Origin of the sequence: Nocardiopsis sp. B62 (genome assembly GCF_018070675.1) — a bacterium.
Lineage (GTDB): Bacteria > Actinomycetota > Actinomycetes > Streptosporangiales > Streptosporangiaceae > Nocardiopsis > Nocardiopsis prasina.
Genome location: NZ_JAGPXK010000036.1, coordinates 14484 through 29061, shown reverse-complemented (window position 1 = coordinate 29061; position 14578 = coordinate 14484). Strand labels below are relative to the sequence as shown.

12 protein-coding genes are annotated in these 14578 nt (G+C 69.8%); 3 read left to right on the top strand and 9 right to left on the bottom strand.

Annotated elements, in window-relative coordinates; translation table 11 throughout:
• The 6 genes from KBX21_RS24380 to KBX21_RS24355 form a co-directional block, all read right to left on the bottom strand.
• Positions 1 to 183, bottom strand: a complete 183-nt coding sequence (locus tag KBX21_RS24380) for a thiazolylpeptide-type bacteriocin (protein ID WP_049566824.1) — start codon at positions 181 to 183, stop codon at positions 1 to 3.
• 147 nt (positions 184 to 330) lie between these two features.
• Positions 331 to 513 (bottom strand): thiazolylpeptide-type bacteriocin, encoded by a 183-nt coding sequence (locus KBX21_RS24375; protein WP_017590578.1) that lies wholly within the window; start codon positions 511 to 513, stop codon positions 331 to 333.
• Between the two features lie 210 nt (positions 514 to 723).
• The gene (locus KBX21_RS24370; protein WP_210843935.1) at positions 724 to 1767 is read right to left on the bottom strand and encodes a hypothetical protein; all 1044 of its coding nucleotides are present in this window, start codon (positions 1765 to 1767) and stop codon (positions 724 to 726) included.
• Positions 1768 to 2066: 299 nt separating this feature from the next.
• Complete coding sequence (locus tag KBX21_RS24365) at positions 2067 to 2900, bottom strand: aldo/keto reductase (RefSeq protein WP_049566816.1); 834 nt, start codon at positions 2898 to 2900, stop codon at positions 2067 to 2069.
• 171 nt (positions 2901 to 3071) lie between these two features.
• On the bottom strand, positions 3072 to 3752 hold the full coding sequence (locus tag KBX21_RS24360) for a DedA family protein (protein ID WP_369801046.1): 681 nt from the start codon (positions 3750 to 3752) through the stop codon (positions 3072 to 3074).
• Between the two features lie 206 nt (positions 3753 to 3958).
• Positions 3959 to 4570: a TetR/AcrR family transcriptional regulator gene (locus KBX21_RS24355; RefSeq protein ID WP_255352543.1), complete on the bottom strand. Its 612-nt coding sequence runs from the start codon at positions 4568 to 4570 to the stop codon at positions 3959 to 3961.
• Between the two features lie 120 nt (positions 4571 to 4690).
• Between KBX21_RS24355 and KBX21_RS24350 the strand changes: the two genes are divergently transcribed.
• The 3 genes from KBX21_RS24350 to KBX21_RS24340 all read left to right on the top strand — a co-directional run bounded on the left by KBX21_RS24350 (position 4691) and on the right by KBX21_RS24340 (position 6545).
• Positions 4691 to 5323: an FMN-dependent NADH-azoreductase gene (locus KBX21_RS24350; RefSeq protein ID WP_049566810.1), complete on the top strand. Its 633-nt coding sequence runs from the start codon at positions 4691 to 4693 to the stop codon at positions 5321 to 5323.
• A gap of 91 nt (positions 5324 to 5414) precedes the next feature.
• The gene (locus tag KBX21_RS24345) at positions 5415 to 6017 is read left to right on the top strand and encodes a suppressor of fused domain protein (RefSeq protein ID WP_049566807.1); all 603 of its coding nucleotides are present in this window, start codon (positions 5415 to 5417) and stop codon (positions 6015 to 6017) included.
• A 225-nt stretch (positions 6018 to 6242) separates the two neighbouring features.
• Positions 6243 to 6545 carry a helix-turn-helix domain-containing protein gene (locus KBX21_RS24340; protein WP_110052466.1) on the top strand — a complete coding sequence of 101 codons (303 nt, stop codon included), beginning with the start codon at positions 6243 to 6245 and terminating at the stop codon, positions 6543 to 6545.
• A gap of 57 nt (positions 6546 to 6602) precedes the next feature.
• On the opposite strand, the gene KBX21_RS24335 is transcribed toward KBX21_RS24340, so the two are convergent.
• The 3 genes from KBX21_RS24335 to KBX21_RS24325 form a co-directional block, all read right to left on the bottom strand.
• Positions 6603 to 11645, bottom strand: coding sequence for a DNA repair ATPase (locus KBX21_RS24335; RefSeq protein ID WP_210843933.1), 5043 nt, complete (start codon positions 11643 to 11645; stop codon positions 6603 to 6605).
• Between the two features lie 11 nt (positions 11646 to 11656).
• Entirely contained in the window at positions 11657 to 13705 is a 2049-nt protein-coding gene (locus KBX21_RS24330; protein WP_049566789.1) for a flotillin family protein, read from the bottom strand.
• Positions 13706 to 13879: 174 nt separating this feature from the next.
• Positions 13880 to 14341: a nuclear transport factor 2 family protein gene (locus KBX21_RS24325; RefSeq protein ID WP_082206263.1), complete on the bottom strand. Its 462-nt coding sequence runs from the start codon at positions 14339 to 14341 to the stop codon at positions 13880 to 13882.
• Positions 14342 to 14578: the final 237 nt, after the last annotated feature.

Sequence of the window (14578 nt, the reverse complement as noted above, 5' to 3'; positions counted from 1 at the left end):
TCAGCCGCACGAACCCGAGGAGCAGCAGCTGCTGGAGCCGCAGCACGAGGTGGAGGTGCAGGAGCTGGAGCCGCTGGTGGCGCCGGTCTCCGGGACGGCGACCGCCTCGCGGACGCTCATCACCTCCATGTCGTCGAAGTTGAGGTCGGGCAGGTCGATCGTGGGGGTTTCCTGCAACGCCATCGGACACCTTCTTCTGGGTGGGAGGGGGATGTTGGCGTGAAACTCTGGAGCTTGCCCTTGCCGAATTCCACGCTTTGATCAGGCACGCACGCGTTGATCACGCACGCGCGCGTGCATTTCCGGTGGCGGGGCTGACCGGAGTACCAGTCAGCCGCAGGAGCCGCCGGAGCAGCAGCTGCTGGAGCCGCAGCACGAGGTGGAGGTGCAGGAGCTGGAGCCGCTGGTGGCGCCAGTCTCCGGGACGGCGACCGCCTCGCGGACGCTCATCACCTCCATGTCGTCGAAGTTCAGCTCGGGCAGGTCGATCTCGGGTGCCGTCGAATGGGGCATTGTGGCCTCTTCGTTTGAATCTTCCTAGCGGGTCCCCCGGGCGGGAAAGAAAGTAACATGCGATTCGGCCGGTAGATAGAGGTTGTATTGAACCTTTTCCCTGGTGTGACCTCTGGTTCTCCTGTGTTTCACAGAGGGAACACTGCAAATGGAAACAGGCTCTGGTCCCAGAAGGGACCAGAGCCCGAATTCATCCCACACTTTCCGTGATCAGCAGGAACCGCGTCCGGCGGTCGTGTCGCACAGGCCCAGACCGTCGGTCCAGGAGAGCGCGTCCCGCGCGTTGCCGCCGAACGGCCGGGTGACGGTCACGTCCACCCCGTGCCCGGAGTCCGCCGCGAGCCACACGCGCACCTCGCGGACGCCGTCGCCCGAACCGGCCCTGAGCACGTAGAACGGTGACGGCACCGGGGAACGGCCGCTCTCGGGCCGGGTCCACCAGTCGGCGCCCTGGACGTCGGAGACGTCCACGAACAGGCAGTCGTACGAGGCTCCCTCGAACTCACAGGTGCGCGGCTGCGCGCCGCCGTGGCGGCCCACGGACGGGTCCGACCCGATCCCGTCGTTCATCGCACGCCAGTACACGGTGTCACAGTCCCCGTCGGAGCAGGCGTTCCAGTCCGCCCACGCGGTGGCCCGGGCGGCGGGCGCCGCGGAGCCCCCGTTGATGGCGGAGCAGTACTTGTCCACGATGTAGGGCACCACGAAGTCGGAGACCCAGACGGAGTCGATCGCCTCGCCCGCCGTGTTGTTGGTGCCGAGTCCGGCGGAGTCCATCTGCCACAGGCCGACGCCCGGGTTGAAGAACAGGCCGTCCCGTCCGGCGGGGTCGTACAGGCCGGACTGGTTGTCGTACCTCGACAGGGTCATCGGCGAGGGAGGCAGGGCGGAGCCGACCGAGACCTCGGGCCAGACGGGGGCCAGCGCCAGGGCGGTGGCGGACTCCGCCGTGATCGCGCAGGAGGCACCGGCCGCCGCGCCCTCGGCGGCGTTCCGGGCGGCGGCGAGGGGTTCGGCGCCGAAGCTCAGCGGTCCGGGCGGGACGGCGGTGTTGGCGAGTTTCTCCTCCAGCGCCTCCCGGTCGGCCTCGGTGCGTTCGGTGGGGGTGTCGGCCGGAGTGGGGACGAACTCGACGGTGTCGTCGGGCGCCGGTTCGGCCAGGGCCGCCTGCGGGGTGCAGAGCAGGACGGCCGCGGCCAGGGCGGTGAGGGTGGTCAGGGCACGCCGCGAGCGCGGCGGTCGGGGGGTCTTCACGTGTCCACCTCAGGAGCGGGTTAGAGGGGAGGGGCTGTCGCCGACCGGGGCACTGTCGGTTGTCTCCAACGTGGATGTCTGACTCGGAGGAAAGTTACATCCCGCTCCGGGTTCGGACAAGATCCCCTGGCGGAGTACCTCGGACTCTCACCTCGGGGACAGGGTGCTGTCCGGGCCCGTTCCGCTGCGTACCCGCTCCGGGTCAGCCCCCAGCGCCCATCCGGCCCGGGCCGTTCCGGGTCCGGCCCCGTCCTGGTCCTCGCCCCCGGCTGCGTGCGCCCCGGCTCCCTTCGCCCCGGTCAGAGCACGTCGAGCGGGCTGGGCCCGTCCGGGCCGGGGAAACGCGCGTCCAGGGCCGCCAGATCCTCTTCGGTCAGGCGCAGGTCGAGGGCGGCGTGGTTCTCCTCGACGTGTCCGACGGTGCCCGCCTTCGGGATCGCGCACAGGCCCCCGCCCGCCAGGACCCAGGCGATGGCCACCTGCGCGGCCGAGACCCCGTGCCCCTCGGCGACCCGTTCCAGGACGGGGTCGCCCAGCAGCCGCCCCTGTTCGATGGGGGAGTAGGCCATCACGGGGATCTCGTGGTCCCGGCACCACGGCAGGAGGTCGTACTCCGGTCCGCGCCGGGACAGGTTGTAGAGGACCTGGTTCGCGGCGCAGGCGTCGCCGCCCGTCTCGCCCCACAGTTCGCGCATGTCGTCGGTGTCGAAGTTGCTGACTCCGAAGTCGCCGATCCTTCCCGAGTCACGCAGCTCGGTGAGGGCCTCCAACGTCTCGGCCAGCGGCACCCCTCCGCGCCAGTGCAGCAGGTACAGGTCGATGCGGTCGGTCCCCAGCCGACGCAGGCTGCGTTCGCACGCCTCAACCACGCCCCGGCGGTCGGAGTGGCTCGGCAGTACCTTGCTGACGAGGAACACCTCGTCCCTGCGGCCGCGGATCGCGTCCCCGACCACCCTCTCCGCCCCGCCCGATCCGTACATCTCGGCGGTGTCGATCAGCCCGAGGCCCAGGTCGAGCCCGTGCCGCAGCGCATGGACCTCCGCGTGGTGCGCGTCGGGGTCCTCTCCCATGCCCCAGGTCCCCTGACCGAGTACCGGCAGCTCCTCGCGGGAGGGCAGTAGAAGGTGTCTCATGGCCGTTCCCCGTTTCCTTGCTCCTCGACCTCTCGATCCCCTCACCCCCAACCCTCACCACTTCAGTCCACACGAAACAGGGAGGCGGGGCCCGGTGGTCGATCTGCTCGGGGCGGCAGACGGCCCCCACCGCCAGGGGAGTGCGCTCGCCGGGTACGTCGGGCCGCGACCTCACCCGCGCCGGGGCCCGCGATCGGGTGCGGTCCGCCGCTCGCGCCGACGCTCCAGCACCCGACGCACCACGAACCAGACGACCGCCGCCGCCACCAATCCCAGGACGACCCGGGAACCGACGCCGACGTACCCCTCGACGATGTGCCACTGCTCGCCCAGGTGGTACCCGACCAGCACGAACAGGGTGTTCCACACGGCGCTGCCCAGGGTGGTCAGCCCGAGGAAGAGCGGCAGGGACATGCGCTCGATTCCGGCCGGGATCGAGATGAAACTGCGAAAGATCGGGATGACTCGGCCGAGGAGGACCGCCTTGGGCCCGTGCCGTTCGAACCACGCCTCGGTCCGGTCGATGTCGGCCATCTTGACCAGCGGGACGCGGCTCGCCAACGCCCTGAAACGCTCCCGTCCCAGCCAGGCGCCGAGGCCGTACAGGGCGAGCGCACCCACCACGGAGCCGACGGTGGCCCAGACCAGGACCTCCACCAGCCCCAACTCGCCCCGGGAGGCGGCGAAACCGGCGGTCGGCAGGATCGCCTCGCTCGGGATGGGCGGGAAGAGGTTCTCCAGCGCGATGGCCAGACCGACCCCCGGCCCGCCGAGGACCTCCATGAGTCCGACGACCCACCCGACGAATCCGTCCGCGGGTCCGGCCGCCGCGATGGCGAGATTGGCGTTCACTCGTTGCTCCTGTTCACGGTCCCTTTGAAGGGTGGAACAGAACGTTAGAGGCGGGGAGCGACGCTCCGTGTAAAGACGGATTCCGTTCTACGGCCGAATCGTGGCAAGAGGGGCCACCGGGGCTGTGATTGCCTCCGGTCCCGTCTCCGGCCGCCGTTCGCGCGCAGATCCGGGGCGCGCCGGACCTCGTGACCGCCGGGCTGGCCTCAGCCGTCGAAGACGCGCTCGACGAGGGTCCGCCAGCTTTCGGCCAGGTGGTTGCAGCCGACCTCCCCCTGCGGTCCGGTGAGCTCGTCCGTGCGCAGGTACAGCAGCAGCGGGCCCTCCAGGGCGGCGGCGAGCTGGAGGGCGAGGCCGTCCGGGTGGGGGAGGGGCGGGCTGGCCTGGCGGAGCAGCATCCGGACGTGCGGAGGGGTCATGCTCACGGAGGCCGGGGCAAGCGGGGAATGGCCCAGTGCGGCACGGAAGATGGCGTGGTTGCCCCTGAGCATGTCGAAGCGCGCCAGGCCGTAGGCGATCAGGCGCTCCTTCGGTTCGGCGCCGGGCCCCAGCGGCGGTGGGCCGTGCAGCACCCGCTCCTGGAACCGGAGCTCGTCGTCATGGAGCACGGCCTGGAAGATCCCCGCGCGCGTACCGAAGCGTCGGAAGACGGTCCCCTTGCCCAGCCCGGCGCGCTCGGCCAGGCCGTCCATGGTCACGCTCTCCGGGCCCAGCTCGGCGATCATCGCGCGGACCGTCCGTAGCAGGTGCTCGCGGTTGCGGGCCGCGTCCGCCCGCTCGGGGCGCGGTTTTCCGAAGGGGACCACTGGCACATCCACGGAATCAATCTACCCCGGGAATACTAAGCGGGGGATAGTCCGTTTATGCTGTCATCACGCCGCGACGCCGGGCACGCATCCGGTCAGCGGTACACCGAACCAATGGGAGAAGTAGGAATCATGAACCTGTTCCGGCTCGACGGCAGCATCTTCCCGTCCGTGTCCTCCAGCGCCGAGATCGCGGACCGCGCCGAGGCGGAGTGGACCGCGGCGCACCCGGATGGCGGAGTGAACCGCCGCCACCTGGGGACCGACCCGCTTCCCGCCGACGCCTGGGTGCACGCCACCGTGGGCTCCGGCACCCCCGAGCCCGAGCGCACACCCGCCCAGAACGAGGCGCTGGCGCTCGCCGCCCGGCTGGCCGGGGAACTGGAGAGCGCCGACGCCGTGATCCTGGCCGTGCCGATGTACAACTACGGCGTCTCCCAGCACTTCAAGACCTGGGTCGACCTGGTCATCGCCGGTGCCGGGCCCACCAACCCGCTGCTCAAGGGGGTTCCCACCGCGCTGGTCACCACCGCGGGCGGCGGTTACGGCCCCGGCACTCCCCGCGAGGGCTGGGACCACTCCACGCCCTATCTGGAGCGCGTCGTCGGCGACCTCTGGCAGGCCGACCTCACCCTGATCAAGTGCGAGCTCACCCTGGCCGCCACCACCCCGGGGATGGAAGGCCTGAGGGACCTGGCCGAGCAGCAGCGCACCCGGGCCCTGGACGCCGCGCGCGACACCGGTCGGGTGCTCGCCGGGGTCTGACCCCAAGGGCGGGGCGGCGCCACCACGCCGCCGCCCCCGCCTCGGCGCATATCCTCTGGGGTGCACCGTTCACGACCCTGGAGAGCGCACGATGCTGGAACTGCTGCCCGGACTCACCCAGATCTACGAGGGGTGGGCGCAGCACTACCCGGACGTGCGCCCGCTGACCATCCAGTTCCCCGCCCGCGAGTCCGAGCAGGGGATCGACGGTGTCCTCGCCTACCCCATGGAGGGGCACTGGCTGCTGGTCACCTTCGGCCTCACCGAGCTGGGGGAGAAGACCAGCGAGGAGAAGCGGGTCTCCGGCGCCGGATTCGAGTTCACGTGCCGCATCCCGCGCGCGGACGGCGACGAGACCGTGCCCGCGTGGATCCTGCGCGTGCTGCACGCGCTGGCCGACCAGTACGTGGCCGGTGCGCAGCTGGACGTCGGCCACTGGATCGTCACCCGGTCCCCGCTCGGCGGCGAGAGCGCCAACGGGGACATGACCTCGCTGGCGATCGTGCCCGACGCCGACATGCGCATCCTGGACACCGACAACGGCCTGGTGCTGTTCTTCCAGGTCGTGGGGCTCAAGGCCGAGGAGGGTGAGTACGCCCAGGAAGCCGACACGATCGCCCCGATCATGGCGCTGCTCCGTGACCGCGACCCGAAGATGATCACGGACCCCGGGCGCGAGACCATCCGCCTCTGACGGAATCCGTGGCGGTCACCTCACGTACGCCGGGTGGTCACGCGGGGGGAGTGGTCATGGGGTCCCCGTGAACACGGACCGAGGAAAACACCCGAACGACCTTCCTTTGCAACCTGTGCGTCCCGTGCGTAGGGCGATCAACTGGCAGAAGTGGTACCGGGTCAACATTCCACTGGCCGACCAGCGTTTCGACGAACACGCCGCCGGACTAGGGAGAGGACACCGATGACGAACCTTCGAGACATGCTGGCCAAGCGTCCTGTCGACCGGGAAGCGGTGGAGCGGCACAAGCAGCGGTTGTTGGACGAGGTTCGGTCCTACCGGCTGCGCGAACTCAGGGAGGCGGCCGACCTGACGCAGGTGCAGCTCTCCCAGCAGCTGAACGTCAGTCAGAACCGAGTCTCCAGCATCGAACGCGGGGAAATCGGCCACACGCAGGTCGACACCCTGAGGAGGTACGTGGAGGCCCTGGGGGGGAACCTGCGGGTCGAGATGGTGATCGGGGACGAACGCTTCCCCATCGTGTGAGAACGAAAAGGGCCGCCGTGCCCTCTCGGGACGGCGGCCCCCGCAGGTTCCGCGTGACTACCTCTCGGAGCCCCGTTCGAGGGCCGTGCCGATCTCACCCACGCGGTCGGCCAGCAGGCCCATCGCGCCGATGGCCCTGGTCATCGGGTCGTCGTCGGACCCGCCCAGCGCGCGGCCGCGGCGGAAGCCCTCCTTGACCTCGCGCCAGCGCGCCTCCTGCTCGGCGGTCATCACGCCGCGCAGTTCGGCGAGCTTGAGCAGGTTGGCCTCCGCGCCGGAGGTGAGGGTCTGCGCCTCGCCCAGGTAGTGGTCGTCGATGACGGCCTCCACCTCGGACTCGTTCATGACCGGCACGATCTTCTCCGACAGCCGGTTCATGTTCCGGTACGAACCCTGGAGCTGGAACGGCGGTTCGGTACGGGCGTCCTCCGACTGCGCCGCGGAGGCGATGTAGGCCTGGTTGTTGGCCAGCACCACCTCCTGCACCCGGAGCATCTTCTGGAGGACGGAGACGATCCGGTCCACCTCGGCCGCCGAGTACGGGTGCTTCAGCCGGTCCGTGCCCACCGAGTCGTCGCCCTGGGCCATCCGCACGAACGTGTACACGTCCTCGCGGTCCCGCGTGGACAGCGGCGCCAGGGTCTGGTTCGAGGTGAGCGCGTTCTCGATGTAGCTGAGCGCGAACAGCTCCTCCTTGCCCGAGAGCACGTCACCCAGGTTGTACACGTCGGCCCGGTTGGCGAGCATGTCCGGGATGCGGAACCGCTTGCCCTGCTCGGTGTACGGGTTGCCCGCCATGCAGACGGCGAAGCGCTTGCCGCGCAGGTCGTAGGTGCGTGTCCGTCCCTCCCACACTCCCTCCATGCGGCGCTGGCCGTCACAGAGCGAGATGAACTTCTGGAGGAGCTCCGGGTTGGTGTGCTGGATGTCGTCCAGGTACAGCATGGTGTTGCTGCCCATCTCCAACGCGAGGGAGATCTTCTCGATCTCCTGGCGGGAGGTGGCGTCCGGGGCCTCGGCCGGGTCCAGCGAGGTGACCGCGTGCCCCAGGGCGGGGCCGTTGACCTTGACGAACACCAGCCCGAGACGGCTCGCCACGTACTCCATCAGCGTGGTCTTGCCGTAGCCGGGAGGGGAGATGAGCAGCAGAAGGCCGCTCTGGTCCGTGCGCTTGTCGTCCCCGGCCGCGCCGAGCTGTTTGGCGAGGTTGTCGCCGATCAGCGGCAGGTACGACTCGTCGAGCAGACGGTTGCGCACGAACCCGCTCATCACCTTCGGCTTGTACTCCTCCAGCCGCAGGCGCTCGCGTTCGGTCGCCACCAGGGCGTTCCGGCGGCGCTGGAAGTCCCGGTAGGCGGGCACCTCCACCGTGCGGAACCGTCGGGTGCGCGGCAGGATCTCGTCCAGCCGCACGTCCAGGGAGCGCTCGCTGATCCTCGGGTGCGACCCCAGGAGACCGGTGACGCTCTCACTGACCGCCGCCGACGACTCGTACCGCTCCAAAGCGTTCTCGGACAGGCCGATCGCGGCTGCTTCGGGCAGGTCGCCCGGGGCGGGCGGCTCCTCCAGCGTGGTCGCGTACGCCTCCAGCCACGCCGTCACCAGCTGGTGACGGGCGGCCAGGTCCTCGCCCAGCCCCCGCAGGTCCTCCTCGAAGGCCTTGCGGGTCGTCTCCCGGGTGCTGCCCAGCGCCCGGTGGAACCGGTCCAGCAGCTGCCGGGCGCCCGCACCGGACACGAACCCGCGCTCTGCGGCCCCGTCCAGGGCCAGCTCCTCGAAGAGGTAGTCGCCCACCAGTTCCAGGTCGGCGTCCTGGTACAGACCGGTGTCGGTGAGGAAGGCGTCCACACCCTCGGCCAGCTCGGTACGCAGCGCGTCGATGGCCGCGGACCGGCGCGCCCCGAACACGCTCCGGGCCCGTGCGAGCGAGGTCGCCCGCGTCTTCCAGGCACCCCGCCGCTCCTTGCCCGCTCCGTACGCCCAGAACAGCTGGGCCACGGCCCGGACCTGCCCGGGGTAGCGCAGGAGTCCGGCCCCGGCGCGCAGCCGCAACAGCGCGGCGAGGACGCGGGTGGCGTCGTGGTCGTGCACGCCCCGCTCGTAGCCCTCGTCGTACCGGGACTCCGCCGCGGTCCGCACCAGGGACTCCAGGGAGTCCCCGTTCTCGGGGTTGAGCACGGCCTCGTTGAGGGCCTCCAGGCTGAACCCCTCGGCCCCCTCCTCCGCCGCGCTCAGGATCGACGTGGCCAGGTACTCCGCCCGGTACACCTCGGGGCTCTCGGAGACCAGCAGCCGGTCCCACAGGTGCCGGGTCTCCTGGAACGCCTCGTCCCTCACGGGTGACCGGAAGTCGGTACCGGTGACCGCCACCGACATCTGCCCGTCGTGTGGGGTGAGGGTGAGGTCGATGGGCTGGGTGTTGACCGCGAAGCGGTGCCTGCCCAGCCGGATGGTCTCCCCTCCGGCGCCGCCCTCGTACAGGTCGGTGCGGTCCTGGAGCGCCCGACCCGCCTCCTGGCGGGCGGCCAGGATCTGGCCCTCCAGCTCCTCGGCGCGCACCGTGTCGCCGAGTTCGCGCATCTCCTCGGCGGTGCGGCGCAGCCGCGTCACCATCGCGTCCGAGGCGAAGTAGGTGTTGATGTCCTCCAGCGTGGTCAGGGCCGCGACCCGCCGGTGCACGCCCTCCAGGACCCGGGCGGCGGAGGACGCCAACCGGTCGGCCCTTCGGGAGCGCGCGTCGACCAACGACTGCTTGCGGGTGGAGAACGCCTCGTAGACGTCCTCGCGCTTGTCCGACAGCTCCTGGAGGAAGTCGTCGAACTCCGCGAAGCGCGACTCCAGGTTCTCCAGTTGGAGCATGATCCGGCCCAGCTGCTCGTCGCAGCGCTCCGGGGTGTCCGCAGCGGCGATCGCCCCGGTGATGGCCTGTCCCAGCAGGGCGAACTCCGCGGCGAACTCGGCCCGGCCCTCCAGGGCGAGCAGTTCCCTGCGTCGCGACTCCAGCGTGGCTCGGGCCCGGTTGACCCCGGCCATCACCTCGCTGATCCGCTCCAGGATGCGCGTGCGCACCTGGGCGTCGCCGATGTCCAGGGACCCGATCACCTCGGTGACGACCTGCAGGCCCTCGGTCTGTTCGGCGATCCGCTCGCCCACGGCGGTGGCGGCGCTGACCGCCTCCAAGGCCTCGGCGTCCTCGACCAGCCGCTCCACCTCGGAGTGGTAGCCGTCGAAGGCGTCGTCCTGTTCGAGGAAGGCGACGGTGCGGCGCCCGGCGGAGGCGATCTCCTCACCGAGGCCCTCCTCCACCGCGTCGATCCGGGCGGTGTCCGCGTAGCGCATCTCGCGCAGCGTGGCGGCCTGCCCCTGGGCGCGGCGCAGCTCGGTCAGCCGGGTCACCCACCCCTCCGCCGAGCGCGGGGTCTCGCCCCGCGACCGGCGGATGAGCGCCGTGACCTTCTCCTCCGTCTCGGAGAGGCTCTTCGCGGCCTGACGGGTGAGCTCCTGGACGGTCTCGAACTCGTCCAGTACCCGCTCGGCCGTGGAGCGCACCTCAGTGAGCGGGGCGGCGAGGTCGCCCAGCTCGTCCTCACCCAGCCAGTGGAACCGGTCCAGGACCCTGCGGCACGAGGCGATGAGTGCCTCGAACACCTCGGTGGAGGGCCGCATGTCCTCGGAGATCCGCGCCACCGAGAGGCACTCGGACACGCCCTGGACCAGTTCGGCGTTGCCGATCCGCTCCAGCGGCCCGGTGCCGACCGGTTGCGCGGCCGCGTACACGTCGGACACGTACGGGGTCTGCCACACCTGCATGGGGTGCACCCGGGTGGGTTCACCCGAGGTGTCACGGAAGACCGTCATGGTCCCGTCGTCGAACAGCGAGTAGCCGTGGCAGACGATCGGGTTGGCGACCTCCTTGCGGATGGTGTTGTACGACAGCAGCAGGCTGCGGCCGTCCGCCCGCGAGTGGAAGACGTACAGCACGTCCTCGCCGTTGGGCGAGCGCACCACCCGTTCGAACTCCAGGTCGGTGACGTCGGTGTCGAAGGTCCGCGCGACCCCGGTGGACAGGTAGTACCCGCCGGGGAAGATGAGCCCCTGGTCGTCGGGCAGGCGCTGGCAGGACTGGCCGATACCGTCGAGGCGTTCGACGCCCTTGGTCCGCGTGTTGAAGACCAGGTAGCGCCACGCGGTCTCGTTGTACGGCCTGATCTTCAGCAGGACGAGCGCGCCGACCTGCGCGTGGAAGACCGAAGCGTCGGCCAGGCTCTGCAGCGGCTCGTCGACGGGCTCGCTGTAGATGCCCTCGCCGACCTCGGTGTTGTCCTCCACCTTGATGGTGAGGTCGCCGCCGACCGTCTCCACGAACAGTTCGTCGCGGATCGAGATGTGCGGGTGCCGGCCCTGCACGTGGTCCTCGCGGGTGGCCTCCGTCCACGAGAAGTCGTGCGAGGGCGGGAACACGTGGTCGCGTTCCCCCCGGTCATCGAGGTAGGCGACCTCGCCGGTGGGCGAGACCGACCACCGCAGCACCCGCACGTCCTCGGTGCGTGGGCCGGTCTGGAAGACGGCGAGCAGCCGCTCCTCGACCCGGCGCAGCTGGAGCAGGCGGGCGTCGCGGTAGTACCGGTAGAGCTGGGCGAACTCCTGGCGGAACCGCTCGTCGGCGAGGAGACCGGGGACGGCGTCCTCGGCCGCGTCGGTGAACTCGAAGGAGTCGCCGCCGTGCTCGTACCGGTGCAGGGAGAACACGTCGGAGACGTGCGTCTGGCTCTGCATGCCGATGTAGACGTTGTAGCCGAAGAGGATCATGTCCCCGTCGGCGTCGTTCCCCACGGAGCGCCCCACGCTGACGATGTCGCGTGGCACGCAGTTGTGTTCGGTGCGGATGCGCTCGGTACCGCGCAGGGAGAGCTCGGTGCCGCCGAACACCTCGAGTCGGCGGTTGTTGAGTTCCTCGGTCCGCCGGGCCAGCTCACCGGTCTGTTCGCGGAGCCGGGCGCGGAGCACCTCGTAGGTGCCCGCGTCCAGCGACCGCGCGTCCTCGGCTTCCGGCCCGGGGCCGTCGGTCTCCCGGTTCTCCTGGGAGTGGGCCTCGGTCACGGAGGACTACCTCACTGCTTCACGGGGGCGAGAGCGTTCACGGGAAGCTGGTCGAGGCCCAGGGAACGGGCAGTCGTCAGCAGGTTGTCCAGCTTGCCCGTCTCGGGGCCGCCCGCCGCGATGAGCTTGAGCAGCAGGGCGGAGACGGTCAGATTCTTGACGTCCTCGCTGTCGGCCTCGGCCAGGACCCGCTTGACGTCGTCGGCGAAGTTGCCCTCGCCGCTGAGCCAACCGCTGCCCAGCGCCTGGACGGTGTCGGAGCTGCCGACGAACCCGTCCACGGCCTTGCCCATGCCGATGGAGTTGACCATGCGGTCGAAGAAGGCGCCGTCGCCGCCGACGATGCTGATGTCGGCGCTCTCCAGACCGGCGGCCATCGCCGTGGCCTGGGCCTCGGCGACCTGACGCTGCACGTCGATCCCGGCCAGGCGGACCTCCTTCTCGGCGTCCAGGCGCAGGCGGTACTCCTCGTGCTCGCGGCTGACCTGGTCCAGGGCGGCCATGGCGGCGGCCTTGTCAGTCAGACCGGCGGCCTCGGCGCGCAGCTTCTTCTCCACCGCGTCGGCCTCGACGTCGGCCTTCTCACGGGCGACGACGGCCTCGGCGCGGCCGAGCTTCTCGACGGCCTCGGCGTCCTGCTGGCGGACCTGGACCTCGGCCAGACCGGCGGCGGCAGCCTCGGCCTGGATGCCCTCGGCGAGTCGGATCTTGGCGCGCGTGTCCAGCTCGGCGGCCTGCTGGCGGGCCTCGGCGAGCGTGAGCTCCTCCTGGGCCTTGTGCTTGGCGGCGGCCTCGGCAGCCTCGGCGGCCTTGATGTCCTTGACCAGGTTCTCCTGCGCCTCGGCCTCGGCGTGGATGATGATGGACTGCCGCTGGCGCTCGGCCTCCTCCACGGCGCGGAGCTTCTTGATCGCCTCTTCCTGCTCGGCGACGGTGCGGTCGACGGCGATCCGCTCGCGGACGACGTCGGCGACCTCGCGCTTCTCGGCCTCGACCTCCTTGTCCTTGGCGATGCGGCTCAGCTCGGTCTCGCGCTCGCGGCCGATGACCTCCAGGAGGCGGTCCTTCTCGATCCGCTCGGTCTCGATGGCGATGACGCGCTCGCGGTTCTTCTCGGCGACCGCGATCTCACGCTGCTGGTTCTCGGACTGGACGCCGAGCTGCTCGTTGGTGCGCAGGTTGGCGGTCTCGGACTTGAGCCGCTCCTCGGCCTGGACGCGGGCGGTCTCGGCCTCCTCCTGCGCGCGGATGATCTCGATCTCGCGCTTGGCCTTGGCGGCCGCCTCCTCGCGACGCTTCTCCAGCTCGGCGAGGGTCTCGGCGGTCTCCGTGTTCTGGCGGTCGATCTCCTTGCGGCGGTCGTTCTCGAACTCGTTGGTGCGCTTGTGCTCCTTGGCGGTGCGCTCCGTGATCTTCGAGATGCCCTGCGCGTCGAGGATGTTGTTCGCGTCGTGGTGGTGGAGCGGAGTCTGCTCCAGCTCGTCGATGGCCACGTCCTCCAGGATGTAGCCGTTGAGGTCGGTGCCGATCAGGGACACGATCGCGTGGCGGAACTGCTCGCGGTGCGTGAACAGCTCCTCGAAGTCGAACTGCTTGCCGACGGTCTTGAGCGCCTCGGAGAACTTGGAGTTGAAGAGCTCCTGGAGGGTGTCCTGGTCGCTGGCGCGCGCGGTGCCGATCGCCTTCGCGACCTTCTTGACGTCCTCGGCGGTCTCGTTCACACGGACGTAGAAGAACACCTTGATGTCCGCGCGGATGTTGTCCTTGCAGGTCAGGCCATCACGGCCGCCGCGCTCCAGGGTCAGGCTCTTGAGGGAGATGTCCATGATCTCGGCCTTGTGCAGGACCGGGAGGACGATGGAGCCGGTGAAGGTGACGTGGACGTCCCTGACCTTGGAGATGATCAGGGCCTTGCCCTGCTCGACCTTCCGGAAGAGGCGCGTGACCATCACCAGGAGGGCGATGAGGACGACGAGGCCGATGGCCAGGGCCACTCCGAAGGTCAGGAAGGCCGCGTCAGCCGCCTCCTGGCCGCCGGTGGAGGATGCACTCAGCAACACGTGGGTGTCTCTTTCTGCGAGGTGAACCTGGTCGGTCCGGCACCGGGGGAGCGACGCGGGGCTGGCGGTGCGGCGACCGGGGGAGAGAAGCGTTCGTCATGCTTTGTGACGCGTGAACGGGGCAAACGGTTCCGTGTGATCGGGAACGAGCAGGGCACCCGTGGTCGCGTCCGCTCACGTGCTCCCGCCCGGCTGTGAGGCCGGGGTCCACCCGCCGCGCCGCCGGTCGGCGTAGCGCGGGGACAGAAAGCGGCGCTGGCCGAGGATCAGACCGTCGTCGGCCAGGGTGAAGATGTCCACGAAGTCCACGTCCTCGGGGCCCCGGTCGGGCTCGTGGGGCAGGACCACGAAGCGGCCGACCGCGGCGATGTGCCCGGACTGACCGAACACCCGGTAGAGGTCGTGGAAACCGCGGGGGCGCAGCGGGTCGCCGCACAGTCTTTCGGCTTCGTCTCGCCCGTGCGCGAGCGGAAGGTCGGGTCGCTTTATCTGCACCTTTTCCGCGAGCAGCGATGCGTATCCGTCAATATCCCCGCTATCTAAATAGTGATACGAAAGGCGAACGTGTTCTACTCCGAGTGAGGTTATCGTGGCGTTTGGTGATAGGTGGTCGTGATCATTCTCGACTGTGGCCACGCTCCCTGCCCCCTGCTCCGAACCCGTTTTTGGTCACGGATCGTCACGTCCCGCTCGCGCAGGCGCGGCTTGTGTTCTGGCTCTGAGTACCAGGATGCCCATCGGACCTATTCGTTCGCTATCGCATGGCTACCATCCGTTTCCTTGTTGTTGTCGGGTCCATATTGACGGGTTGCTTTTCGAGTGGCTACCTTGGCCGACAAGGATCCGAGAATAACCTTGGTCGGCCCACCCCGA

Excerpts from the sequence above, each read along its gene's own strand:
- KBX21_RS24380 (WP_049566824.1), bottom strand. The coding sequence starts at position 183 with ATGGCGTTGCAGGAAACCCCCACGATCGACCTGCCCGACCTCAACTTC.
- KBX21_RS24375 (WP_017590578.1), bottom strand. The coding sequence starts at position 513 with ATGCCCCATTCGACGGCACCCGAGATCGACCTGCCCGAGCTGAACTTC.
- KBX21_RS24365 (WP_049566816.1), bottom strand. The coding sequence starts at position 2,900 with ATGAGACACCTTCTACTGCCCTCCCGCGAGGAGCTGCCGGTACTCGGT.
- KBX21_RS24350 (WP_049566810.1), top strand. The coding sequence starts at position 4,691 with ATGAACCTGTTCCGGCTCGACGGCAGCATCTTCCCGTCCGTGTCCTCC.
- KBX21_RS24345 (WP_049566807.1), top strand. The coding sequence starts at position 5,415 with ATGCTGGAACTGCTGCCCGGACTCACCCAGATCTACGAGGGGTGGGCG.
- KBX21_RS24340 (WP_110052466.1), top strand. The coding sequence starts at position 6,243 with ATGACGAACCTTCGAGACATGCTGGCCAAGCGTCCTGTCGACCGGGAA.